Here is a 25,369-nt window from a genome sequence, read left to right as displayed (position 1 = left end):
GGAAGCATGCCTTTCGACGCAATCGAATACATCAACACGCCTCGTTGGCTGACGTCCCGACTCGGCCTTGAGCGCATCCGCGAGCTTCTCGATCGGCTGGGGCGCCCTCAAGACCGCTTGAAGTTCGTCCATGTCGCCGGCACGAACGGCAAGGGGTCGACCTGCGCCTTCACGGCGTCGATCCTTGCGGAGGCGGGTTTCAAGACGGGGCTTTTCACGAGCCCCTACGTGGAGACATTCCATGAGCGCATCCGTGTGAACGGACGCAACATCTCGGATGAGGACCTCACGGCTGCGACGCTTCGTGTGCGCGAGTGCGCCGAGGCGATGGAGGCGGAAGGTGGCGAGCACCCCACTGAGTTCGAGCTGATGACCGCCGTGGCGCTTGTGCATTTCGCGCACGTTGGCTGCGATATCGTGGTGCTCGAGGTGGGGCTTGGAGGCCGGCTCGATTCCACCAACGTCATCGCTGCGCCCGAGGTTGCGGCAATCGTGTCGATTGCGCTCGACCACACGAACCTGCTCGGCAACACGCTTGCCGAGATTGCCCACGAGAAGGCGGGCATTGTGAAAGAGGGTTCAACCGTGGTGTCGTGGCCGCAGGAGCCCTCCGCCATGGAAGTGGTGGAAGATGTCGCACGGCGCGCGGGCGACAAGCTCGTCGTGCCTGATTTCTCGATGCTTTCGGTGGGGAAGGTGACGAGGGGCGCTGCGCTGCTGACTCGCGGCACCGCTCTTGAGCATGAGGGGCATACTCCGTGCTCAGACAGTCCTCGCTGCGCTGCGGAACTGCGCGCGGAGCACGTTGCCCCCGCCCAGAAGCTCCAAGTAAGTTCGTCAATCGATGTCGGGTTCGGTGGGCGTATGCCACGCGCAGTTCCGCACGAGCCGAACGTGCCCTCTGGCACGTTCGTGCGAGCTCAGGACTGTTTGAGCATGGCATATGCCCACCGAACCCTTATGTCGCAGGTTGAGGGAACTCTTCCCATGCGCCAGTTCTCGTATCGCGGGCGGGAGTATGCGACGCGGCTTTTGGGGTCTTATCAGCCTTCGAACGCGGCGATGGCTATCGAAATCGCTGGTGCGCTGCGCGAGCGCGGCTGGGAGATTCCTGATGAGGCTATCGCTCGTGGAATTGCCGAGACGCGGTGGCCTGCGCGCTTTGAAGTGCTTGATCAACCAGCGGGTATGCCGACCGTGGTGATCGATGGCGGCCACAACCCGCAGGGCGCGGGCGTGCTCGCCGATTCGCTGCGCGACGTTTTCCCCGATAAAAGGCCAGTATTCCTTGTTGGTATCCTTGCCGATAAAGACTATCGCTCGATGCTTCGCGCTGTCGCGCCGCTGGCGAGCACCTTCGTGTGCGTGACGCCGCCCAATCCGCGCGCCCTTGATGCGGCCGATCTCGCTGAGGCGATTCGCGAGACATGTGACGAGCTCGGCGTTTCTGCGACGGTTGAGGTTGCGGGCGATTTCGGAGATGCTGTCTCTGCTGCACGCAGAATCGCCGGCTCCGAAGGTCTCATCTGCGCATTCGGCAGCCTCTACTCGATTGCCGATGTCAAGGCCGCGTTTCTTCGCGCTGCGGATAGCAACTCTCTGCAGTCGTAGGGTTTCCTGACAACATTTCGCATATACGGCGCTTGGCTATCGCGTGCGGCGGGGCTAGGCTGTTGCTGTCCGCTTGCAGAGGGATTTCCTGCAAGTGGCATTATCGAAAATAGTTCCCAATAATAATGAGAATAGTTATCGATAATGTGCTATCCTGACATCCAATAATCAACCATCGCATATGCGAAGAGGAGGGGGTTGCGTTATGGATATCTTGACCGACGTTGCTTTGCTCTCACGTATCCAGTTTGCGCTCACCGTTGCGTACCACTTCATATTCGTCCCGCTCTCGATTGGGCTGGGCCTGATCACGGCGATTTTCGCGACGAAGTACTACCGCTCGCGCGACGAGAAGGACGGCGCGGCGGTGCGTCTCTGGGTAAAGATCTTCACCGCGACATTCGCCATCGGTGTGGCGACGGGCATCACAATGGAATTCTCCTTCGGTACGAACTGGGCAGATTATTCGCGCTTCGTAGGCGACATCTTCGGCGCCCCGCTTGCCGCAGAGGCGCTGTTCGCCTTCTTCCTGGAGTCGGTGTTCTTGGGCGTGCTGCTGTTCGGCCGTAACAAGGTTTCGCCCAAGTTCTACACCGTGTCGGCGTGGCTTGTGTGGGCAGGCTCCCTTTTAAGCGCGCTCTGGATCCTCATCGCTAACTCGTGGATGCAGACGCCCGCCGGCGCCGAGCTTGCAGCCGATGGGAAGAAGGCCATCATCACTGACTTCCTCGCAGCAGCCATGAACCCCTCGATTGCCCCGCGCTACTTCCACGTGATCGTTGCGCTGCTGATCATCGGTGCGTTCACGTCGCTCGCCTTGGGTGGGTGGTACCTGCTCAAGAACAAGCACACCGACTTCGCCATGAAGACGGTGCGCATCGGTGCTGTTGTCGGCATCGTCGCCTCGTGCGCCATGATCGTGACCGCGCACGCGTCCGCCGTTCAGGTGTCCGAAGAGCAGCCCACCAAGCTCGCCATGATGGAGGGCATGTACAACGACGAGGTGCCGCCGCTCTACGCATTCGGTTGGGTGGACGAGGAAAACGAGAAAGTGATCACCCCGTTCGCGATTCCCGGCGGGACGAGCTTTCTTGCAACCGGCACGTGGGATACCGAGTACAAGGGCCTGCATTCGCTCGCGCAGGAGGAGAAGTACTCCGACATGAACGTCGCCGATCAGCCCGCGAACCTCGTGTTCCAAACATATCACCTGATGGTTGCCATGTATGGGCTCATCATGGTGACGGCGATTCTTGCGATTGTCTTCACCATGCGCGGCGGGCGCGTCCGCTCGATGCGCTGGCTGCAGAAGCTGTTCGTCATTTCGCCGCTGTTCCCGTTCGTGGCCATTCAAGTTGGTTGGATCACGGCGGAGGTGGGCCGTCAGCCGTGGGTTGTCTATCCTTCGACGACCGGTCCCGACGGCGTGGCTCTTCTGACGAACGACGCGATCTCCCAATCCGTGTCGGCGCCTGAGCTTTTGATTACGCTGGGGCTGTTCCTTGCGGTCTACCTGTTCCTCCTCATCGGCTGGGTGCGCGTCATCTCCCATTTCGTGAAGCAGGGGCCCGATGAGGGTGCCGCCAAGGCGGCCGATGGGAATCTTGCGGTGGCCGGTGCAGGTGAAAAGGGTGGTGAGCAGTAATGACAATTCTTCAGATACTGTGGTTCTTCCTGATCTTCGTGCTGATCGCGGGCTATTTCGTGCTCGACGGATTCGACTTGGGCGCGGGCGTGCTCTACCCGGTCCTTGCGAAGAACGAGACTGAGCGCGCGTATATCCGCCGCAGCATCGGCCCTGTGTGGGATGGCAACGAGGTTTGGCTGCTCACGGCGGGCGGTGCGTTGTTCGCGGCGTTCCCCGCAGCATACGCCACGACGTTCTCGGGCTTCTACCTCGCGGTGATGCTTGTGCTCTTCGGGCTTATCGTGCGCGCCGTTTCGCTTGAGTTCCGTGCCCATGACGCCAGCTGGTCGCGCGTGTGGGACGTGTGCTTCATCGTGGGATCGTTCCTACCGGCGCTTCTGCTCGGGGTTGCCGTGGGCAATGCGTTCGCGGGTATTCCCATGGCGGCGAACGGGGATTACTCGGGTGTCCCGCTTCTGGGGCTCATCACCCCGTACACGCTGCTTGTCGGGCTTCTCGGTTTCGCGATGTGCCTGACGGCGGGATGCTTGTGGATCGCGCTTAAAACGCCCGAGGGAAGCGATCTTCGTGCGCGGGCGCGCAAACTCGGAGGCATTCTGCAGATTGTGACGCTCGTGCTGTTCGCGGTCTGCGGTGTTATGACGCTCGGGGTCATCCGTCCCGCTATTGAGCCCGCAATGTGGCCTGTGGCCTGCGTGTTTGCCGTACTCTTCGCAATCGCTCTCATCGTGTCGATATACCTGGGCCGCGCGAAGGGGAGCGACTTGGGTGCGTTTCTCGCCCAGTCCGCAGGCGCGGTCTGCCTTATCGGGCTTCTGGCGACGTCGATGTTCCCGACGCTCGTCGTTGCCGATCCCGCTGGCGTGGGCGCCTCGATCACCGCGGCGACCGCAGCATCCTCGGAGATTTCCCTTGCTTGGATGACGGGCATCGCGTGCATCGGCGTGCCGCTCGTGCTGGTGTACCACGTCATCGTCTACCGCACGTTCCGCGGCCGCTTGAGCGAGGAAGACGTGGCGTAGCATGGAGAGGAAACACTACCTGAAATGGCTCTCCGTCCTTTGCGTGGTCCTGGCGGCGTTCGGGGTAGGCATCTTCGCTGTGGGATACCAGCCTTTAAGCGTCGGACGCGTGGCGACGATCTGCCTGCTCGTCGCGGCTGCCGCCGTGCTCGCATGGCTTTCCCGCCGCGATCGCTCGTAAGCATGCCGCTGACGCGGGCGTGCGCGTCAGCGGCATCTTGTCGAAGTCACCGCGCGTGTCCTCGCGTTTCGCTGTGGCCACTGTGCGTGCCCTCGCGTTTTCCCGTTGCCGTACGCGTTTTCGCTCCGCCGCGCATTCCCCAAAAAGAAAAGAGCCCGCAGATGCGGGCTCTTTCGTTGCGATGGTGAAACCTTACAGGTTGTCGATGTACTCGACGAGGTCACCGACGGTGGTGAGGCCTTCCGGCTCGCCGAAGTCGACGCTGCACTTCTCCTCGAGATCGCAGATGAGCTCGACCATGTCCAGGGAGTCGATTCCCAGGTCCTCGAAGGTGGCGTCTTCGGTCACGTTCTCGGGGTCGATGTCGAGGTTCGATTCGAGAACTTCTTTAACGGTATCAAGCGTAGCCATTGAAGGCATCCTTTCTCACAGTGAACTAGCGAAGGTATTGTACCCTATCGCTACTCCTTCTGCTTCAAAAGGCCGTAACCTCCATTGTCGCGACGGTAAAGAACATTCACCAAGTTCGTGTCGCGATCGGTGTAAGCGAAGAAATCGTGGCCCAGAAGGTCGATTTGCACGAGTGCTTCTTCCTCGGTGAGCGGCGCGAACTCGATTTCCTTCACGCGCACGACCTCGTCGTCGGACAGCTCGCTCATAAGCCCGTCGAGGTCGAGTTCTCCTTCGGAGACGGGAATGGGCGAGGCGTCAACGGTTTTCTCGCTGTTGCGGGTTTTGCGATCGATGACACGCGTCTTGTACTTGCGCAGCTGGCGCAGCACCTTCGCCGCGGCGACGTCGATGGCCGCGTACATATCGTCTTCGTGCTCTTCCACGCGGATGATGTGGCCCTTCGTGCGCAGCGTGACTTCGCAGGTGTCGGGGCAGGGGTTCGCCGGGTTCTTCTCTTTGCTCAGGACGACTTCGGCGTTGAGGGGGTCGATATCCATGACCTTCATCGAGTTGCCGATTTTCTCCTCGGCATAGGCGCGCAGCGCGTCGGTTACAGGCATTTTGCGGCCGGATACGGTAATGCTCATAGTTACCACCTCACAATCGTGGCGAATAAAAAACAGCCTGGGAGGATGCCCCTGTCCATGCGGGTTTATCTGCGATTTCGATACCCGTCTGCATGGAACATGTTGGCTCCTTACCTCGAAGCTGATAGGAACAGCATAGCGCAAAACGGCGTCGGGGGAGATGAGTATTTGCGACCGTTTTGGCAACGCTTCGCTTACATTCGCAGGTGAAAGGGGGTTTTGCAAGTTAAGAACCCGTTATTTGAGGGATAATGCAGCAAACGCCCGACCCCGTGGTATGCGCTATTCGCGCATAGATTGGATTCCCCATGACCGAACATTGCGCCTCATCTGCGCACAAAGAAGAGCGCTCTGCGGAAGGCGTGGCTCTCGATGCGCCTGCAGCACCCGAGCACCCCAGCGCGCAAAACCCCGATCCGGGGCGCATCTACATCAGCGAGGTTCAGCGCCATCAGGCCCGCTATCGCAAGCTCATCCAGTTCACGAGCTCGTCCACGAAGGCTGCGGGTGCGATGCTCCTCGCGGCGATCGCGGCGCTTGTGGTGGCGAACTCTCCCGTCGCCGACGCCTTCTCCCATTTCTGGCACACCGACGTCGGCTTCGTGTTCGGGCAGACGCAGGCGACGATGCCGCTCTCGCATGTTATCAACGACGTGCTCATGGCAGTGTTTTTCCTGCTCGTGGGCTTGGAAATCAAATACGAGATGACGGTGGGCGAGCTGACGAACATCCGCCAGGCGATTCTTCCCATCGTCGCTGCGGTGGGCGGTGTGCTCGTGCCCGTTGCCGTCTACTCTGCGCTCAACGTGGGCAATCCCGACACGGCGGGCGGTTGGGGCGTCCCGACGGCAACCGACATCGCGTTCGCGCTGGGAATCTTGGCGCTTCTCGGCAACCGCGTGCCGAACGGGGTGCGCGTGTTCCTGAGCACCTTGGCCGTCGCCGACGACATCATCGCGATCATCGTCATCGCGGTGTTCTACGGGCAGGCGCCGTCTTTGCCGTGGCTTGGCTGCGCGACGGTCGTCTTTTGCGCGCTTTTGCTCATGAACAAGCGCCACGTGTTCTCGTTGTATGCGTATCTGCTGGTGGGGGCCGTGTTGTGGTACTGCATGTTCATGTCGGGAGTGCACTCGACCATCGCCGGCGTACTGCTTGCGTTTGCGATTCCCTCCGGGTCACGCGTGAACGTGAAGAGCTTCATCCGCTGGTCGGGCGAGCGCGTCGTCGAGGCGAAGAGCGCCTTCAACGCGCAGGAACCCGTCATCGGGCAGGAGGATTACCTGAAGACGGTCTCCTCGCTGGCGCGCGTATCGAAGCAGGTCGTGCCCCCGGCGACGCGTTTGGAGCACCTGCTCTATCCCTGGGTGTATTTCGCGATTCTGCCCCTGTTCGCGCTCACGAACGCGAGCGTCGGGCTTGCGGGCAGCGATTTGGGCGCCCTGTTCTCGAACCCGGCGCTGCTCGGTGCGTTCTTCGGCCTGGTGGTGGGCAAGCCGCTTGGCATTATGGCAGCGAGCTTCCTTGTGGTGAAGCTGAGGGCGGCGAGCCTGCCTGAGAACGTGACCTGGATGCATATGCTCGGCGCGGCGGTTTTGGGCGGCGTCGGCTTCACGATGGCAATCTTTGTGGCGAACCTGGCCTACGTCGATGCGGCCACAATCGCCGCGGCGAAGCTCGGCATCCTTTTAGCCTCGCTCGTCGCGGGCGTTGCGGGCTTCTCGCTGCTCGCGGTGCAGGCGAAGTCGGCACAGAAGCAGGGCGTGGCCTTCATGTCTCTCGGCCCGAGCGAGATGCATCGCCAGACTGCGGGCGAGGAAGCCAACGCCGCATCCGAGAGGCTCCTTCGCGAAATCGACGATCCCGAGGTTATTCGCGAGGTGGAGCAGGCTCTTACAGGGTGCGAGGGCATTGCGGAAGTGGCGGTCTCCCTCAAGGAGAAGCGCTAGCGCCGCCGCGAAGCGACGCGAAGTATTCCCCCAGCTCCCCTTGGACGGTGGGCGCGAGGTTCGCCGCCTGCGCCAAGCACTCGGCAGAGGGCTTTTTCGCGAGGAGCGCGGAGAAGAGGCGATAGATCGAGGCGCGCTCGCGGGGCTGTGCGCTCTGGTCGGAATCCGAATATGCGTCTGTGCTATGGCGTTCTCGTCTTGATGATCCTTTGCAAGCAGAATTCCGCGCCCTCGCGCGTTGCAAAGCAGAAATGGGAAGGGCGGCAGAAGGGGGCGTGCGTCCCCAGCCCTTCGAGGGATATGTTGCCATCTCGGGCGCCTTCGCGGTCAAGGGGGTTGTGCGCGAAGGCGTGCAAGCGGCCGCTGTGCTCGATGAGCGATTATCTTTGATGGTATACCAGTGAGCCTGCAGCCTGCGGGAACGCGTCAGTTTCGGGTTGCGCTATACTTTTCCTGGCATTTTTCAACCAATCGGAAGGTCGTTTCAATGAATACTGCCGCCATCGTGCTCGCCGCAGGTGCGGGAACTCGTATGAAGTCGAAAAAACCCAAGGTCGCGCACGAGATTCTCGGCAAGCCGCTCGTTCGCTGGGTCGTTGACGCCGCGCGCGAAGCCGGCGCCGATCGCATCGTGTCGGTGGTGGGGCACGCTCGCGAGATCGTGGAGCCTTTGGTGTCCGACACCGAGGTCGTCGTGCAGAAGGCGCAACGCGGCACGGCCGACGCGGTGCTCACCTGCAAGGATGCGCTTGCCGGCTTCGACGGCTCGCTGCTCGTGCTGTCGGGCGACTGCCCGCTCATCACGCCCGATACCATTCGCGAGCTCGCCGACATGCGCGCCCGCTCGAACGCGGCGGTCGTGGTGCTCACCATGGAGCTCGACGACCCGTTCGGCTACGGGCGCATCATCCGCGACGGCGAAGGGCGCGTCGAGCGTATCGTCGAGCAGAAGGATGCGAACGCCGCCGAGGCCGCCGTCACCGAATGCAACTCCGGCTTCTACTGCTTCGACGCGCAGGCGCTTTTCGAGGCGCTCGAGCAGGTGGGAAGCGACAACGCGCAGGGCGAGTTCTACCTGACCGACGTGCTCGAGATTTGCCGCAGCGCCGGGCGCGACGTGCTTGCGCTTCCCGCAAGCGACGTCTCCGAGTGCCTCGGCGTGAACTCGCGTGTCCAGCTGGCCGCGGCGACGTGCGCCCTGCAGTCGCGCATCAACAAGGAGCACATGGCGGCGGGCGTCACCATGTGGGATCCGTCCTCGGTGTGGATCGGCCCCGACGTGGAGATCGCGCCCGATGTTGAGCTTCTCCCGCAGACCTTCCTCTTGGGAAAAACCCAGGTAGGGGAGGATTCCGTCATCGGCCCGAACACGCGCCTGACCGACACCGTCGTCGGCTCGGGCTGCACGATCGACGAGACGGTCGCGATCGAGGCGCGCATCGACGATGAGGCCACGTGCGGTCCGCGCGCGTACCTGCGCCCCGGCGCGCACCTGTGCGAGGGTGCGAAAGCCGGCACTCATGTGGAAATCAAGAAGTCTACGATCGGCCGCGGTAGCAAGGTTCCTCACCTGAGCTACATCGGCGACGCGACGCTCGGCGAGGGCGTGAACGTCGGCGCTGGCTCGATCACCTGCAACTACGATGGCGCTAAGAAGTGGCCGACCACCATTGGCGACGGTGCCTTCATCGGCAGCGACACCATGATGGTGGCTCCCGTGAACGTGGGCGCTAACACGCTCGTTGCTGCGGGCTCCGTCATCACGAAGGACGTGCCCGACGGCGCGCTCGCTATCGCCCGTGGTCGTCAGGAAAACCACGAAGGCTGGGTTGAAAAGCACCATCCGTCGAACTAGACTGCGCAGTGCTTGGAAGGCGGCGCCCGAAAGGGGAGGGGCGCCGCACCCGCTCGTCGCGCTTGCCGGGTGCAATCGTGTGGGATCCGGTGACCAGCGCGATACGGCCCGCGAGATGCAACTCGTGGGCGCGACTGGCGGCCAGCCTGGTCCGCGCGATGCAAGCGCTCGGTCAGCGCGGCGGAGAGAGATTTTCGATAAGAAGGGGAGTTCGATGAAGCGAGATTATCCGCATCTGTGTGCGCCGCTTACGGTGGGGCGCCTGACGCTTCGAAACCGCATGTTATCTGCGCCGATGGGCGCGACCGACATTACGGCGGAGGGCACGCCCGGGCCGCGCACCCAGGGATTCTACGAGCTGCGCGCAAAGGGCGGTGCTGCTGTCGTTACCGTGAGCGAGCTGGTGGTCCATCCCGAAACCGACGGCTCGCAAATGTTGCGGCTGTCGCTGAAGACGCCCGGTCAGCTCGGCGCCTTCACCTACCTTGCCGACGCGATCAAACGTCACGGCGCGGTCGCATCCATCGAGCTTTCGCATTCGGGGCAGTATGCCGGCACCTATATGGTCGACAAGGAGAAGAAGGGCGATCTGTGCCAGTGGGGGCCCTCCGATGGCGTGCGCCCCGACGGCATGCCCGTGCGCGCGCTTTCCCATGAGCAGATTGCGAGCATCGTTGCAGCATATGGTGAGGCGGCTGCGCTCGCGAAGCGTGCCGGCTTCCAGATGGTCATGGTGCATGCGGGGCACGGCTGGCTGATCAACCAGTTCCTCTCCCCCTACTTCAATAAGCGTGAGGACGAATACGGCGGGCCGCTTGAGAACCGCATCCGCTTCGCGCGCGAGGTGCTCGCTTCGGTGCGCAGCGCCGTTGGCCCCGGATTCCCCATTGAGCTGCGCATAAGCGGAGCCGAGCTTTTCGAGGGCGGCTACGATGTGGCCGAGGGCGCCCGCATCGCCCATGCGCTCGAGGATCTGGTCGACCTCATGCATGTATCGGCAGGGTCCTATCAATTTGGCTTCTCGATCACGCACCCGTCGATGTTCCGCGACCACGGTTGCAACGTGCATCTCGCGGCCGAGATCAAGAAGCACGTGAGCATTCCTGTCGTGGCGATCGGCGGGCTTTCCGACCCCGCGCAGATGGAGGAAATCATCGCGAGCGGTCAGGCCGACGCCGTCGCCATGGCGCGCGGGCTTCTGGCCGACCCCGAGCTCCCCGCGAAGGTGATGGCGAATCGCGGCGACGATGTGGTGAAATGCCTTCGCTGCTACGTGTGCATGGCCGAGCGTGCCGTGACGCAAACGCGCCGCTGCGCGGTGAACCCGCTCATCGGACGCGAATTCGAGGGGATGGACATCGCGCGCTCGCCCCGTTCGCGCAAGGTGCTCGTCGTGGGCGGCGGCATTGCTGGCATGGCCGCCGCGGCAACGGCGGCCCGTCGCGGGCACGACGTCGTCCTGTGCGAGCGCGAGGGCGAGCTCGGTGGCATCCTGCGCACTGAGGCGGCACTGCCCTTCAAGCGCGACATGTATGGGCTGGGGCGCACCTACGCGCACCTGCTCGATCGCCTTGGGGTGGATATCCGCCTGAACACCGAGGTCGACGCGGCATTCGCGGAGAGGATTGCGGCCGATGCGGTGATTGTCGCCGTAGGGTCGGCTCCGATTCCGATGCCGCTTCCCGTCGAAGAGGGTGCGCGCGTGCTCTCGATCGACGACCTGTACCTGGAAGGCGAGCAACCGGGGGATGAGGTTGTCGTTCTTGGCGGTGGGCTGACGGGCTGCGAATGCGCGATCAACCAGGTGCGACTTGGCAGGCGTGCGCACATCGTCGAGATGTGCGACGGGCTTGCCATCGACGCCAATATCCGGCATAGGCCCATCTTGCTTGCGGAAGTCGAGCGCGCGGGCATTGACGTCAACCTGAACGCCCGCGGTGTGCGCGTGGAGCGTGGTGGCCTTGTCGTTGCGGACGGGGAGGGGAAGGAGCACCTTGTTCCTGGTGACACGGTGATTTGCGCCATCGGCCAGCGCTCGCGCAGCGATGTCGCGGACGCCCTGCGGGATGCGGCGCCGTTCGTGCGCATCGTCGGTGATGCAGTGCGTCCTTCCAACATCACGACTGCGGTGTACGAGGCTTACCACGCGGCGCTCGACATCTAAGGCGGCGTTGGCAGTGCGGCGCTGGCCAGCTGAGGTGGCTCCTACCACGCGGCGCTCGACATCTAGCTAAAACGCTGGAGCTGGCCAATTTCGCCAGCTGCTGGTTAATCTCGCCACCTTCTCAAACGCGCGGCGGCTCGCAAGGCCGCCGCGCGCATCATTCGGCGCGCAGGGACGCCGCCGCGTATGGCTGCCGCCTTGCCCCCGCCGCCCTGCAGGGCCGCCCCGCATCTTGCGGTGCCCAGAGTCCGCTGCGCTCGCCGCTCTCGAGCCTTCGCTCCGCCCCTACCGCCCCGCAGTGACACCGTGCAGGGTCGCGGTGCACTTTGCAGCGCCCAGGCCGTCCCGCCCCCGCCGACGCGCAGGGACGCCGCCCCGCCCCTTCCGCCGCGCCCCCGCACCTTCCGATGCGCTGCCGATGAAGAAAAATGCCCGATGTGCGTAGGCTTTGGCGTAGGGCATTTCGCAGCAGGCGCTTCGGAATCAGAAAAGCCCAGGTCACGCATATGGCAACTAATCGGCATCCGAGCTCGCTCCGCGAAGACCTACGCACATCGAGCAATTTTTTGAATTCCTCGGTGCATAAAGGCTGAAATGGAGTAGGCGATTCATGCCGATTGGACTCGCAACTGAAGGTTGCTAGGAATTCGCGCTTGGTTGGGATAGAGTTTTGCCAACAGAATCGAGAGAGGAGCTTTCGGTGGATTTCGCAACGAAACTGATTGAGCTGCGCAAACGCAAGGGCCTGACGCAGGAAGGGCTTGCGGCGAAGCTGTACGTGACGCGGCAGGCGGTGTCGCGCTGGGAGCGCGGCGAGGTTGTGCCGGGCATCGACATGATGAAGCTCATCGCGAACGTGCTCGACGAGCCCATTATGCATCTGCTCGATTTGCCCGAGCGCTATTGCGAGAGCTGCGGCATGATTTTGACGCCGGCCGATTACGGCTCCGACGCCGACGGCTCCAAAGATGAGCATTATTGTAAATGGTGCTATGAACAGGGAAAATATACCTACGAAACCACGATGGACGCCATGATCGAGGATTGCGCGCCGCGCTTGGCCGAAAACACAGGCATGTCTCGCGACGAAGCGGTGTCGCTTATGGGCGCGGTGCTGCCGCATTTGAAGCGCTGGAGTGCTGTTCATGCCAACGAGATGAGGCACGGGAAAGAAGCGCGCGAGCGTTACGGCGATGCTGCCGTCGATGCCGCGAATGAAAGGCTGCTCGGCATGAGCGAGGCTGAATGGGGCGCGAAAGAAACGCTTGAACAGGCGATTATCGAGCAGCTGAAAGCGGCGGTGGCTGCCGGAAACGCAAAGGGGCCCGAGGCGGCGAAGCTCGCGCAGATGCATGCCCGATGGATTCGCATGCAATGGGGCGAAGGGGCATATTCGACGGATGCACATGTTGCGCTCGCGCAAAGCTATCTCGAAGACGAGCGGTTCGTCGATTACTACGACTCGCGGGCGGGCGAGGGTGCGACGGCGGTTTTGGTTGCGGCGATCGAGGCCGCAATCGGGGAAAGCGGGATTGATTAGGGCTGCAGCTCCTGATTGGACATGCGGCGGTGGCAGCAGGGCCGAAGTGCGCTAACGGGGCCGAAACACGTTGAATATAGGATAATAACAGGCTCGCGAATATAGCTTGAAGCCCGTTTACCCACGTCGGTAGGCATGTTCGGTCTTGGCACCGCCATGCCGCGCTCGCTGTTTGCGACCTATGCAGCCCCTCTGCACGCTCGCGGGATTTCGCGTCCCTCTGCGAAGATACCGCGAACTTCTCGCGCAGCGGCGCGGGGCTTGGATACAATGGACGGTACGGGTCTTGCCCTCTGGGCAGGAAGAAGATGAGTCGACTGGCACAAGAAGGAGCGCCGCATGGAATTCGAGAAGATGAAGAGAATCGCTGTATTTTCGGGATCTTCCAACCCGAGGCTGTCTGACGAAATCGCTCACGAGCTGGGCATTTCCTTGGGCAATGTGAAGCTTGAAAAGTTCGCGAACGGTGAAATCTACGCGCGCTATCTCGAAAGCGTGCGCGGCGCGGACGTGTTCATCGTGCAGTCCGTGTGCTCGAGCCCCAACGGCCTCGACGTCAACGACAACCTGATGGAACTGCTCATCATGATCGACGCCGCCAAGCGCGCGAGCGCCCACAGCGTGAGCGCCGTCATCACACACTACGGCTACGCTCGCCAGGATCGCAAGGCCGCTCCGCGCGAGCCGATCACGGCGAAGCTCGTCGCCGACCTGCTCACCACCGCCGGCGCTGACAATATTATCGCGATTGACCTGCACCAGGATGCCATCCAGGGCTTCTTCGACAAGCCGGTGAACCACATGACGGCGATGCCCATCTTCGTGGACTACTACAAGGCCATGGGCTTCGACCCCGAGGAGCTTTGCGTGGTGTCCCCCGATGTGGGCCGCGCGAAGGCCGCGAAGAAGTTCTCCACGCTGCTCGATTGCGACATCGCGATCATGCACAAGGACCGTCCCAAGCACAACCAGGCCGAGATCACGGCGCTTATCGGCAACGTCGAGGGCAAGGTCTGCATCCTGAACGACGACATGATCGACACTGCCGGCTCCCTCGTTGCCGCGGCGACCACGCTGAAGGCGAAGGGTGCGAAGAAGGTGTTCGCCTGCGCAACGCACGGCCTGTTCAGCGGCCCGGCATACGATCGCATCGAGAACAGCTGCATCGAGGAAGTCGTCGTGACCGACGCTGTCCCCGTGCCGCTCGAGCGCCAGACCGGCAAGATCAAGGTCCTCACGCTTGCCCCGCTGTTCGCTCAGACCATCAAAAACGTCTACAGCAACGGCTCGGTGGCTTCGCTGTTCGAATAGGGTACGAAGTATATGTTTCTCATTGTTGGCCTGGGGAACCCCGGGGAGGAGTACGAGCATACGCGCCATAATGCTGGGTTCGATACGGTCGATAAGATCGCAGCGGAAATCGGCGTGCGCTACTGGAAGAACGAGTGCGGCGCGCTGACCGGCAAAGGGGCTTACCGCGACATCGACGTGGTGCTCGCAAAGCCGCAAAGCTACATGAACACATCGGGCGGTCCGGTGAAGCAGCTCATGAACGCCTACGGCGTGTCGCCCGATCACCTCGTCGTCATCCACGACGAGCTCGATATCGATCCGGGCACGATTCGCGTGAAGTTCGGCGGCGGGCATGCGGGCCACAACGGCCTGCGCTCGATCTGCGACAAGCTGGGTACGCGCGACTGGTTCCGCGTGCGCTGCGGAATCGGGCGCCCGCCGGGACGCATGCCAGTGGCCGACTACGTGCTGTCCCTTCCCAAGAAGGACGCGGCGGACGACTTTGCGCAGGCGACTGACTTGGGATGCGAGGCAGCGCTGTTCCTCATCGAGCACGGCCTGGAGAAGACGCAGCAGAAATTCAACTAGCGCGTTGCGACGGCGCTGGCCCGATAAGGTTGCCAGACATCGCTGAGCGTCTATCAGGCGCTCAAGATGCGGAATTCCGCTAGTGCCCAAATGTTATCTCGATTGGCCCGATTTCCAACCTTGGGAGTCGGGCCTTTTCTCGTCTCTCCTCCTGCCGACACAGAGACCGTGTTCTTTGCCCCCCTTCCTGATTGAAGGGTATAATGGGCGCTGCTTGCGCGTCGGGCGGGGCTCTGACGCGAAACGTTCCTACTTGAGCAGTGAGATAGGTGCGTAGCGCCCCGGAGCACAGGAAGTGGGGCCATCATGTCGTTGTCCGAAAAAGGGCGCACTTATGCACTCTTTGCGATTGTCGTTTTGGCGTGCGCGCTTGGATCGCTCACGCAAACGGTGATGAATTCCATGCTCGGCGGCGTGGAGGCTGACTTCGGTGTGAACGCGAGCGTCGGGCAGTGGCTCACGACGATCTACATGCTCGTGCTCGGCATCACCGTTCCGGCTGTGACGTTTTTGTCGCAGCGCCTTTCCCTTCGCAACGTCGTTTTCCTCGCATTGGGATTGTTCCTGGTCGGAGGCGTCTTCGATGTGTTCGCCCCGACGTTTGGGGTGCTCGTTTTCGGGCGCGTGCTGCAGGCCGTCGGCGCGGGCATTACGCTTCCCGTCCTGCAGTCGATCGCGATGACGCGTTTTCCCAAAGGGCAAAACGGCACGGCGATGGGCATCGCGGGCATCGCTATGGGGTTCGCCCCGAACATCGGCCCGCTTATCGGGGGCGCGCTCGTCGACTCGTGGGGGTGGCGCAGCTTCTTCTGGCTGTTCATCGCCATCGTCGTCCTTCTGATTCTTGCGGCGTCCTTGCTGGTAGCGCGCGAAGACGCTCCGATGCGCGATGCGCGCTTCGAAGGCGTGTCCTTCCTGTATTCTGCCCTCGGCTTCGGTGGGCTTCTGCTCGCCTTCTCCAACGCGGCAAGCCTGGGCGTGCAAAGCCCGCTCGTGTGGGTGCCTGCGGTCGTGGGCATTGCGTGCCTCGTGCTTTTCGTGGCGCGCCAAAAGCGAATCGAGTACCCGCTCATCAGCATGCGCATCTTCGAGTCGTCCCACTTCCGCATAAGCTTCATCGCGCAGAATTGCCTGTTCGCGTCGTTCATGGGAATCACGCTGATCGTGCCGTTGTACGTGCAGGGGCTCTGCGGGGGCAGCGCCGTTGAAGCTGGGATTGTGTTCATCCCCGCGACTATTCTCGCTGTGGTGGTGAATCCTCTTGCAGGCATCCTTTCCGACAAGGTGGGCGCGCGGCCAGTGGTGCTCGTCGCGGCGGTGCTTCTCACGGTGGGCGCCGTGTCCATGATGTTCATGGATGAGAACACGCCGCTTTGGACGACGACCCTCATGCAGACGGTTCGCGGCATGGGGGTGAGCGCGCTGATCGGGCCCTTGAACTCGTGGGGCATGAGTGGGCTTCCGCGGGGGATCATGATGGATGCGAGCGCGTTCTTCGCGGCGGTTCGCCAGGCGTGCGCGTCGCTTGGCACGGCGATTATGGTGCTTGTGATCACGTCGCTTTCTGCGACTGTGCAGTCAGGTGCGATGGACATGTCGTTCGCCTATCAGGCGGCGTTTGGCATCTCGGCTGTGCTCGCTGCCTGCGTGCTTGTCGTGGTGATCGCGAAGGTGCGCTAGGCGAGCGGGGGCTCGCTGGCCCCAGCGGGCGGTCGCGGCCTCATTCCCCTCGCTAGGCGATCGCGGGTCCGACGCCCGTCCTGCGTTGCCCTCCTCGCTTCTCGCCTTGCTCCGCCGGCGGCCGCATTCCCGCCCCGTGTGCCCGCTTTCCTGCGGCTTTGGACTTGCAGGGGAGGGACCTTCGCAAATTTGGGCCTTCGGGTGCTTTATGTCGCAGCTCTTTTCGCAGATGCTGTACGAGGAGGAATGGCCCCTGCGGAAAGGAACCTCATGAAAGTCACTCGACGACATATCGGTTGGCATGGATCGAAGGCCCTGACGGCTCTGCTCGTCGCGTGTTGCGCGGCGGTGCTCGCCTTTTCCCTTGCAGGCTGCGGCGGAAATGACGGCGGCGGCGCGGTGGTGAAGAAGGAGCCCGCTGCGAACGAGCATCCTCGAATGGTCGAGACGGGCGGCCCGAACGACTTTGGCGATCCGAGCGGCTCGAACGACATGTGGTACGTGGACGGCGATAAGTCGAAGGGCGGTCTGTACTTCGAGAACTTCTATTACCCCCAGGCCGTGTTCGTCGATGCCGACGGTACGATCACCGAGCCCGGCAGCTCGAAGGTCGAGGACAAGCACCTGCGCCCCGAAAGCACCGACGTCCGTGATTACGACATCGTGTTCAACGACGTGATGACCTGCTACGATTACGTGACCGAGACGTGGTACCTGCGCGGCGACGGCGACGTTGCCAAGTACGAGAAGTTGGTCGCGGACACTTCCTGGGCCGAGAAGGACGATCCCGACAATAACTACTTCACGCTGAACGCCGATGGTACGGTCGACGCTGGCCCTAAGTGCAGCAACTTCGAAAAATGGAAGGTGACGGCGGTCGATCGCATCACCATCTATTTCAAGTCTTACGATTACGAGACCGCTGACGGCGGCGACTTCATCTACAACTTCTATTACGACGGCGACAAGGTGGTCAAGCTCGACTGGGGCGACGGCATCGTGGGCTGCTACCTCAGGAAGTAGTGTGCCGTAGCTGCAGAAACACAAGAGAACTTCGTTCGAGGGCGCCTTACGCGGGCGCCCTCGTCATTTGGGAATCTCGCCCGCTTGCGGTATCCTCTCATGATGAAAAAACGCACGGCGGATGAAGCCGCGTGCAGGTTGAATGCGGCGGGGTGCCCGGTATGGTGCCCCGCGAACGAAGGACGAATGGTATGGCGTTTCTGCTTGGTTGTGAGAAGGCGCGGGTCGAGTTCCCCACGAAAACGGTGTTCGAGGATGTCTCCCTCGGGCTTGACGAGGGCGACCGCATCGGCGTCGTCGGCAAGAACGGCGATGGGAAATCCACGCTGCTCTCTTTACTTGCAGGCATTATCGAGCCTGATGAGGGCCGCGTAATCCGCACGCGCGGCGTTCGCGTGGGCGTGCTCGGGCAGGCGGACGCGCTCTCCGACGACGACACGGTGGAACATGCCGTGGTGGGCGATACCCCCGAATACGAATGGGCAGGAGATGCCCGCGTCCGCGACATCATCTCTGGGCTTGCAGCCGATATTCCCTGGCAGGGGCGTGTGGGCGACCTGTCGGGCGGACAGCGCCGCCGCGTTGACCTGGCGCGTTTGCTTATCGGCGACTGGGACGTGCTCATGCTCGACGAGCCCACCAACCATCTCGACATGCGCGCCATCACCTGGCTTGCGCATCATCTGAAGGCACGCTGGAAACATGGGACGGGCGCGCTTTTGGTGGTCACGCACGACCGCTGGTTCCTCGACGAGGTGTGCCTTTCGATGTGGGAAGTGCACGACCGCACGATCGACCCGTTCGAGGGCGGCTTCTCCGCCTATATCCAGCAGCGCGTCGAGCGCGACCGTCAGGCGCAGGTGGCCGAGCAGCGTCGTCAAAACCAGCTGCGCCGCGAGCTCGCCTGGCTTGCCCGTGGGGCGCAAGCGCGCTCGACCAAGCCGAAGTTCCGCATCGACGCTGCCCGCGAGCTGATCGCCGACGTGCCGCCACTGCGTAACACGCTCGAGCTCAAGCGGATGGCCGTCGCGCGCTTGGGCAAGCAGGTGGTCGACTTGACCGATGTGACTGTGCGCCTCGGCGGAAAGACCGTGCTCGACGACGTGTCGTGGATCATCGGCCCCGGCGATCGCTTCGGCATCGTCGGCGAGAACGGTGCGGGCAAGACCACGCTTCTGCGGGTGATCGAGGGTGCGCTCGCCCCGAGTGTGGGACGTGTGAAGATCGGCAAGACCGTGAAGTTCGCCGTGTTGTCGCAGCACCTCGATAACCTGGTGAAACTGGGAAGCGACCGCGTGCGCGAGGTCATCGGCCGCTATTCGCGCCGCGTGATGCTCGACGGCAAGGAGGCTACGCCCGCGCAGCTGCTCGAGCGCCTCGGCTTCACCCGCGATGACCTGAATGAGCCGGTGTGTGACCTATCGGGCGGGCAGAAGCGTCGTCTTGCGCTGATGCTCATCTTGCTTGACGAGCCGAACGTGCTCATCTTGGACGAGCCGGGCAACGATCTGGACACCGACATGCTCGCGCAGGTGGAAGACCTGCTCGACGGATGGCCCGGCACGCTGCTTTTGGTCACGCACGACCGCTATCTCATGGAGCGCGTGACCGACAACCAGTATGCGCTGATCAACGGCAAGATTCGCCATCTGCCGCGCGGCGTCGACGAGTATCTGGAACTTGTGGGGCGCACCACCGACGAGCGCGGCGGTGTGGTTGCCTCTTCAAGTGGGAAGGCCTCTGCCTCCAAACAGCCTTCAACGTCGGCGGGCGAGCAAGCGACGGGCGTGGCGTCGAAGCTTTCGGGCGGCGAGATTCGCGCACTTCGGAAGTCGATGGCGTCGGCCGAGCGCAAGATGGACACGCTACGCGGCAAGATTGAGGGCATTCACCAGGCCATGACCGAGGTCGATCCCTCCGATTACGTGAAGCTTGGCGATATGCAGAAGGAAATCAAGCAAATCGAAGCGCAGATCGAGGCGCTCGAGGAAGAGTGGATGGAAGCCGCGGAGGCGCTCGGCGAGTAGGTGCTTTCCCTATGCGCGCGTCGATAGGCTTGCTATCAGCTTCGCCTCAGCGTTGCGGTTAGGGGAGGCGCACGCTTGCGCGAACGGCAGGTTCTCGGGATCGAGGCACTGCTCGACGGGGACGCTGATCGGGTGGAAAAGCACCTCGAGATCGCGTCCTCGCTCGGCGGCGCGCGCCTCCATGTCGGCAATCAGGCTGGGCGTGGTTTTCTGCATGCATCCTGAGAGCACGATGCCGGAAAAGTCGGCGACGTGGCTTCCCCCTTCCAAATCCTTGCGGCAGTGCGGGGCGAGAAGGGCGAGCAGCGCGTCTTTCACGAGGTTGACAGGCGAAATTGCCGCGATGCGTCGCGGGCTCTTAAGGTGCGGGCCGATCGGCTCCACGGGAAGGCGTGCGGTCGTGACCAAGCAATCGGTGCGCCGGCACGCAGCCAGGAGCGCGTCGTGCACGAGGGGCACCATATGCGTGTGCTGATGCGTGTCGACACGGAGATTACGACGTTGGTCGGGGAAGGCCTCGAGATAGCGCTTGATCTGCTCGCTGAATTCGCGGGCAAGCTGCTCGCGAATGCCGTCACGGTCGCCGGTGCGCAGTGTCGATGCCATCAGGTATCCCATAAAGGAATGGGAGAAGGTTCCGCGCTCGTTCACCAGCAGCGGCACGTCGTCGGGGTTGGAGACAGGATGCCCTTCCACGATATTGAGGTGCAGGCCAAGCTTTATCTTTCCCGCGTCGACGAAGGGACGGACAAGCTCGGCGCATTCGTTAAACGCCGGGCTGTTCGCGAACATGCTCATGCTCGACAGGGCTCCATGGCCGCCGCATGCGTCCGAAAGCTCGAGGATGGCCTTCGATTGCTCGACGGTAATCCCAAAGTCGTCTGCGTGAATGATGAGCGCCACAAGCCTCCCTTTCATGTTCGTGCGCGGTGTTTGTCTTCAAAACGCTATCTTTTTGAAGACAAGCGAGACAAACGAAATAATAGTACTCTCATGCAGGTGCGTTATTGGGGATCGATTGCTCGGGAGGGTTTATGAAGCGTGCGAGCGGAGCAGGGGCGCAGGGGGTGCTTTCGTCTCGTTGGTTCCATCTTGCCGTTCTTGCATTGGGGTCGGCGTTTGTGCTTGTGGGGGCTTTCCATGGCTATATCTGGTTCGATGAGAGCTATTCGGTTGCCATAGCGAACCATTCCTTCTCCGAGATTTGGCGCATCGGCTCGGGCGATGTGCACCCCGTGCTCTTCTACTGGGCGCTGCATGTCCTCAACCTGGTTTTCGGGCAGAACATTCTTGTGTATCGCCTGTTCACGGTTTTGGGGTCGATCGCCCTTGCAAGCCTTGGATACACGCATGTCCGTCGCGATTTCGGCTGGAAGCCCGGCGTGCTGTTCACCGCATTCGTCCTGTTCATTCCCTATACCGCCATTATGTCGACCGAGATTCGCATGTACTCGTGGGCGACGTTTTCCGTCATGCTGTGCGCGCTCACCGCGTGGCGCATCGCGTGCGCTTTGCGCGGGCCGGCGTGCGAAGGCTCTGTGGCCTGCGTCCAGAAACGCGCGCAGGGGAAGAGACTTCTTGCGGGTGCGCCGCTTTCGTGGTGGGTTGTCTTCGCTGTGTCAAGCCTGTTCAGCGCATACCTGCACTACTTTGGCGCCATGTCCGCCTTTATGGTGAACCTGCTGCTGCTCATCTTCTGCATCAATCGAGCCGCCCGTCGACGTGGCGCGGCGGCTTTGGGAGTACTCGTTGCGAGCGCCGTCATTCAGGTTGCGCTCTATGCGCCGTGGCTTATGGTGCTCGTGCATCAGATGGGCGTTGTGTCGAACACGTACTGGGCGAACATGGTGTTTCCCGTCACCTACATTGAGTTCGCGATGTACCCGGTGCGAACGAGCTTCGTGCATTTCGCGTTGGAGGGGAACTACGGCGCCGTGCCCCAGGTGGTGGGGCGGGTTCTTCTGGCAGCGACGCTCGTGTGGCTTTGCGCGTGGGCCATCTGGTCTCTCGTGCGCCTGGCGAAGTCGCATGTTCTTGCGGGCGAACGTGCGGAAGGCGGCTCGCGCGCTGCGACGGGGAAGGCTGCGGGAGGCGAGGACTTCGGGGAGCGGGCTGCCGTGGGCTTTGCGGACGAAGGCAGCTCGTGTTCCTCGAATGCGCCCGCCGAGGATGGTGAGCTTCCTGCGAATTTTGCCCCCGAGTCCGAAAGCCCCCGCGCCCAGCGCGATTCGCTTTCTCGGCGCCTTGCCGTTTGGGCCTCGCGCGACTCGGTTGCCCCCGTGCTCTGTGCGCTCGCGATCTACCTGGGCGTTTTCGCGATTTCCTTCTCGGCCTCCATTCTGATGGACTCGCTTATCGTGTACTACCGCTACCTCGGGGTGGCAATCGGTCCGCTCCTTTTCGCGGCGGTGATGCTTCTTTCCCGCATTCGCTCGCGCGTACTCGTCGGTGCGGCATGCGCTATCCTTCTTTCCGTGTCCGTCCTCAATATGACGCTGCTCGTTGGCGACTTCTACAGCTCCGACAACCAGGAGGCGCTCGACGAGGTGCGCCAGACGGTCGATCGCGTGACGCAGGAAAACGACGGGAAGGCTCCGCTTGTCGTCTCGTCCGACATCGGGTACATCAGCCTGACCGCGCTTGCCTATCCCGACATTTCCCAAACGTACATGGATTGGCAAAAAGGCAACTGGAACTTGGCGTATGAGGCATATTCTCCGACTCTCACCTGCAAAAACTCCTGGGAAGAGATTCTTGATGGCTATCATGGCCCGATTGTCGTTTTGGGGCAGACCCAAAACGGCGTCATGTCGCGCGACGTTGAGGACCTCTCAAAGCGCGACGGGTTCGAGCTGCGGGAGTCGGGCACTCGCTACCGTCCCTACGAACGCGCCTGGTTTACCGTTGCGGTGATCGATAAAGATTAGAGTGCTTGCAGGGGGCTTCCAAGGGGCCGATAAATGGCATTTTGCGAATGAGCTTGTATCAGGAGATGTGCGCAGCTGATAAGCTGAGGGAGGGGGTAGGCGACCGCTGGTGTGACCTCGTTTTCCGCACTGTGCGACGTAGTCGCCATTGAAGGCGCTTTCCATTTATGTGCGTCTTGTGTGCGCTTTAGCATGCTAGAATCCTTCCGTTGAGAAAATGTTTTCACGCGAAAGTGCCCAGTTTGGGTTCACCTCGGCAGCTGAGTCTTCAGGTGCGGGCTTGCCTGATCGCTTTCGCGCGGGCGCAAGGGAAAGGGAGGAAAGTGGACTCGTTTTTTAAGATTTCGGAGCGCAAGAGCACGATCGGAAACGAGATCATCGGCGGCTTGACGACGTTTCTCGCGATGGCGTACATCATCGCAGTGAACCCGAATATGCTGGTGGTCGCAGGTGTTCCGTTTGATGCGGCGCTCACGGCGACGTGCTTCGGCGCGGCGATCATGACTATCGCGATGGGTCTTATCGCGAACCGGCCGATCGCGCTTGCGTCTGGCATGGGCATCAACGCAATCGTGGCGTACACGCTCTGCCTTGGCGGCGCTGCCGTCGACTGGCGCGTGGCGATGGCCATCGTCTTTCTGGAAGGTATCGTAATCCTTGTCCTGGTTGTCTGCGGTTTGCGCAAGGCAGTCATGGACGCGATTCCCGTGAGCTTGCGCCATGCAATCGGTATTGGCATCGGTTTGTTCATCGCATTCATCGGTCTTAAGGGCGGCGACATCATCGTCGCCAACGAGTCGACCATCTTGGGGCTTGGCGACCTGTCGGCGCCGGTTGCGATCGTGTCGCTGATCGCGATTGCGGTTGCTGTGGTGCTCCAGGTCCTCAATGTGAAGGGTGGCCTGCTCATTTCCATTATCGTCGCCACCATCGCAGGCATTCCCCTGGGTGTCACCCCGCTTCCCTCGTCGTGGAGCTTCGGGCTCGATTTCTCGGCCTTCGCGGCACCGTTCCAGACGATTCCCGGCACTGACACGATGGCCATCGCGCAGGTCTTCCTGCAGCCCGCGCTGCTGCTGTTCGTGTTCTCGCTGCTCATGAGCGACTTCTTCGACACCATGGGCACGGTCGTCGCCGTTGGCGAGCAGGCTGATTTCGTTGACGAGAACGGCGATGTGAAGGATATCCAGCCGATTCTCATGGTCGACTCCGCTGCGGCCGCCGTCGGCGGTTTCGTGGGCGCGAGCTCGGTCACGAGCTTCGTTGAGTCCACTTCGGGCGCTGCCGCCGGTGCGCGCACGGGCCTCTCGAACCTGGTGGTCGGCATCCTGTTCGTGATCTTCGCGTTCGCGTCGCCCATCATCGGTATGGTGTCGAGCTCCGCGACCTGCGGCGCGCTCGTCGTCGTTGGCTATCTCATGCTCTCCGACGTCATCAACATCGACTGGACGCGCATTGAGTTCGCATTCCCGGCGTTTGCGACCATCATGGGCATCCCGATGACCTACTCGATCACTAACGGCATCGGCTTTGGCTTCATCTCCTACTGCGTGATTATGCTGGTCACCGGCAAGGCGCGCGAGGTCAAGCCCCTCATGTGGGTGGCCGCCATCGCATTTTTGGCCATGTTCATCTTAAGCTAGCCGTTTCGCTTGCTACGCTCGAAGGGCCTCGCTTGTCGAATCGTCCCCTCTCTCGGAGACCGTTCGACGGCGGGGCCCTTCGCTTTCTGGCGCCCGACCGCGATGACGTGATATCCAAGGTAGCTTAAGGAGCTGCGTCGCTTGGCGTCTGCAGCGGTTCGGTCGACTCCTTGCAGCCTTTCCCTCGATGCTGGTCATATTGCCCAAGAGGAATTATTCCTCAGATGTGGTGAAGCCTATTCTCGCATTCGCTTCACGCGTCATACAATGATGCTACATTGCCGACGGCCGTAAACGCGACGGACTGAAAGGTTGTGAGCTATGGGAACCAAGGATTGGAAAACGGCGCTCGTCACAGGGGGCGCAGGCGGTTTGGGGTTCGAGCTTGCGCGGCAGTGCGCGGCGCGAGGGATGGACGTGGTGCTCGTCGGCCGCAACGAGGAGCGTCTCGTCGACGCGGCGGCGCAACTGGAATTCGAGCACAACATAAAGGCCCACGTCATCGTGTGCGACCTCGCGAAGGTGGGCGCGGCGGCGAAGGTTTCCGCCCGCGTGCGCGAGATGGGACTTGTCGTCGATGTGCTCGTGAACAACGCAGGCTTCGGCTACGACGCGCGCTTCGTGGAAAGCGACATGGCCCGCCAACGAGAGCTTATCCTGACAAACGACCTCGCGCTCGTCGAGCTTGTGGGCGAGTTCGCCCCTGACATGGCTGAGCGCAAATGTGGCGGCGTCCTCAATGTCGCGTCCGTGGCGGGCTTCATGCCCGGCCCGGGAATGGCGACCTATTACGCCTCGAAAGCCTTCGTCCAGTCGTTTTCCCAGGCCATCCATGTCGAGTTGCGTCGCGCCGGCGTGCACGTGAGCGCCCTGTGCCCCGGCCCCGTGCGCACGGCGTTTTGGGAAAATGCCGATGCGGCACACACCCCGATTTCGCGCGTCGCGCTCGATGCCCCCTTCGTTGCGAGTGAGGGCTTCAACGCGCTTTGCCGCAACAAGGCTCTCTGCGTGCCCGGTGCGCTCGCAAAGACGATCGTCTTCGCAACGCGCCTTGCCCCGCGCGGTTTCGTGGCGAGGACGGCGGCAGCACTCCAACGCCCGCGCAAGAAGAATTAGAAACGCGGACCCGGCGCCTCTTCCCCACAAGGCGAAGGGAGCGGCTCGCCCGCCCGAAACGC

Annotated in this window: 19 protein-coding genes; 16 read left to right on the top strand and 3 right to left on the bottom strand. The window is 62.1% G+C overall.

Annotated elements, in window-relative coordinates:
- The first annotated feature begins 6 nt into the window (after positions 1-6).
- The 4 genes from Q0I65_RS04880 (at position 7) to Q0I65_RS04865 (ending at position 4,462) form a co-directional block, all read left to right on the top strand.
- Entirely contained in the window at positions 7-1,611 is a 1,605-nt protein-coding gene (locus Q0I65_RS04880) for a folylpolyglutamate synthase/dihydrofolate synthase family protein (RefSeq protein WP_296060589.1), read from the top strand.
- Between the two features lie 205 nt (positions 1,612-1,816).
- Positions 1,817-3,256, top strand: coding sequence for a cytochrome ubiquinol oxidase subunit I (locus Q0I65_RS04875; RefSeq protein ID WP_296060587.1), 1,440 nt, complete (start codon positions 1,817-1,819; stop codon positions 3,254-3,256).
- Positions 3,256-4,281 (top strand): cytochrome d ubiquinol oxidase subunit II, encoded by a 1,026-nt coding sequence (gene cydB, locus Q0I65_RS04870; protein ID WP_296060585.1) that lies wholly within the window; start codon positions 3,256-3,258, stop codon positions 4,279-4,281. Before Q0I65_RS04875 ends, cydB begins: the two co-directional genes overlap by 1 nt.
- Position 4,282: 1 nt before the next feature.
- A complete protein-coding gene (locus Q0I65_RS04865) occupies positions 4,283-4,462 on the top strand; it encodes a preprotein translocase subunit SecE (protein ID WP_296060582.1) in 180 nt (59 codons plus the stop codon).
- 192 nt (positions 4,463-4,654) lie between these two features.
- Here the strand turns inward: Q0I65_RS04865 and Q0I65_RS04860 are convergent, their stop codons facing one another.
- Together Q0I65_RS04860 and raiA are read right to left on the bottom strand one after the other, a co-directional pair.
- Entirely contained in the window at positions 4,655-4,873 is a 219-nt protein-coding gene (locus Q0I65_RS04860; protein WP_296060580.1) for an acyl carrier protein, read from the bottom strand.
- Positions 4,874-4,923: 50 nt separating this feature from the next.
- Positions 4,924-5,502 (bottom strand): ribosome-associated translation inhibitor RaiA, encoded by a 579-nt coding sequence (gene raiA, locus Q0I65_RS04855; RefSeq protein WP_296060577.1) that lies wholly within the window; start codon positions 5,500-5,502, stop codon positions 4,924-4,926.
- A gap of 308 nt (positions 5,503-5,810) precedes the next feature.
- Between raiA and nhaA the strand changes: the two genes are divergently transcribed.
- From nhaA to Q0I65_RS04810, 9 genes are all read left to right on the top strand, one after another.
- Positions 5,811-7,451 (top strand): Na+/H+ antiporter NhaA, encoded by a 1,641-nt coding sequence (gene nhaA / locus Q0I65_RS04850; RefSeq protein ID WP_296060574.1) that lies wholly within the window; start codon positions 5,811-5,813, stop codon positions 7,449-7,451.
- A 487-nt stretch (positions 7,452-7,938) separates the two neighbouring features.
- Positions 7,939-9,306, top strand: a complete 1,368-nt coding sequence (gene glmU, locus Q0I65_RS04845; protein WP_296060571.1) for a bifunctional UDP-N-acetylglucosamine diphosphorylase/glucosamine-1-phosphate N-acetyltransferase GlmU — start codon at positions 7,939-7,941, stop codon at positions 9,304-9,306.
- 214 nt (positions 9,307-9,520) lie between these two features.
- Positions 9,521-11,470, top strand: a complete 1,950-nt coding sequence (locus Q0I65_RS04840; RefSeq protein ID WP_296060568.1) for an FAD-dependent oxidoreductase — start codon at positions 9,521-9,523, stop codon at positions 11,468-11,470.
- A gap of 700 nt (positions 11,471-12,170) precedes the next feature.
- Positions 12,171-13,010, top strand: coding sequence for a TipAS antibiotic-recognition domain-containing protein (locus tag Q0I65_RS04835; RefSeq protein WP_296060565.1), 840 nt, complete (start codon positions 12,171-12,173; stop codon positions 13,008-13,010).
- A 339-nt stretch (positions 13,011-13,349) separates the two neighbouring features.
- Positions 13,350-14,321 carry a ribose-phosphate pyrophosphokinase gene (locus tag Q0I65_RS04830; RefSeq protein WP_158048661.1) on the top strand — a complete coding sequence of 324 codons (972 nt, stop codon included), beginning with the start codon at positions 13,350-13,352 and terminating at the stop codon, positions 14,319-14,321.
- Between the two features lie 12 nt (positions 14,322-14,333).
- Positions 14,334-14,891 carry an aminoacyl-tRNA hydrolase gene (gene pth, locus Q0I65_RS04825; RefSeq protein ID WP_296060561.1) on the top strand — a complete coding sequence of 186 codons (558 nt, stop codon included), beginning with the start codon at positions 14,334-14,336 and terminating at the stop codon, positions 14,889-14,891.
- A 306-nt stretch (positions 14,892-15,197) separates the two neighbouring features.
- Entirely contained in the window at positions 15,198-16,571 is a 1,374-nt protein-coding gene (locus Q0I65_RS04820; protein ID WP_296060558.1) for a DHA2 family efflux MFS transporter permease subunit, read from the top strand.
- Positions 16,572-16,841: 270 nt separating this feature from the next.
- Positions 16,842-17,594 carry a hypothetical protein gene (locus tag Q0I65_RS04815; RefSeq protein ID WP_296060555.1) on the top strand — a complete coding sequence of 251 codons (753 nt, stop codon included), beginning with the start codon at positions 16,842-16,844 and terminating at the stop codon, positions 17,592-17,594.
- Between the two features lie 191 nt (positions 17,595-17,785).
- Positions 17,786-19,621: an ABC-F family ATP-binding cassette domain-containing protein gene (locus tag Q0I65_RS04810; RefSeq protein WP_296060552.1), complete on the top strand. Its 1,836-nt coding sequence runs from the start codon at positions 17,786-17,788 to the stop codon at positions 19,619-19,621.
- A 9-nt stretch (positions 19,622-19,630) separates the two neighbouring features.
- On the opposite strand, the gene Q0I65_RS04805 is transcribed toward Q0I65_RS04810, so the two are convergent.
- Positions 19,631-20,524 carry a ChbG/HpnK family deacetylase gene (locus Q0I65_RS04805; RefSeq protein WP_296060550.1) on the bottom strand — a complete coding sequence of 298 codons (894 nt, stop codon included), beginning with the start codon at positions 20,522-20,524 and terminating at the stop codon, positions 19,631-19,633.
- A gap of 131 nt (positions 20,525-20,655) precedes the next feature.
- Here Q0I65_RS04805 and Q0I65_RS04800 point away from each other — a divergent pair, with 131 nt between their 5' ends.
- From Q0I65_RS04800 to Q0I65_RS04790, 3 genes are all read left to right on the top strand, one after another.
- The gene (locus Q0I65_RS04800) at positions 20,656-22,548 is read left to right on the top strand and encodes a hypothetical protein (RefSeq protein ID WP_296060548.1); all 1,893 of its coding nucleotides are present in this window, start codon (positions 20,656-20,658) and stop codon (positions 22,546-22,548) included.
- 323 nt (positions 22,549-22,871) lie between these two features.
- Positions 22,872-24,191, top strand: a complete 1,320-nt coding sequence (locus Q0I65_RS04795) for an NCS2 family permease (RefSeq protein ID WP_296060547.1) — start codon at positions 22,872-22,874, stop codon at positions 24,189-24,191.
- Between the two features lie 321 nt (positions 24,192-24,512).
- Positions 24,513-25,307 (top strand): SDR family oxidoreductase, encoded by a 795-nt coding sequence (locus tag Q0I65_RS04790; RefSeq protein WP_296060545.1) that lies wholly within the window; start codon positions 24,513-24,515, stop codon positions 25,305-25,307.
- Positions 25,308-25,369: the final 62 nt, after the last annotated feature.

The sequence above is a fragment of the uncultured Ellagibacter sp. genome, from assembly GCF_934643285.1.
GTDB lineage: Bacteria > Actinomycetota > Coriobacteriia > Coriobacteriales > Eggerthellaceae > Ellagibacter.
This window is presented reverse-complemented; position numbering and strand designations above follow the sequence as displayed.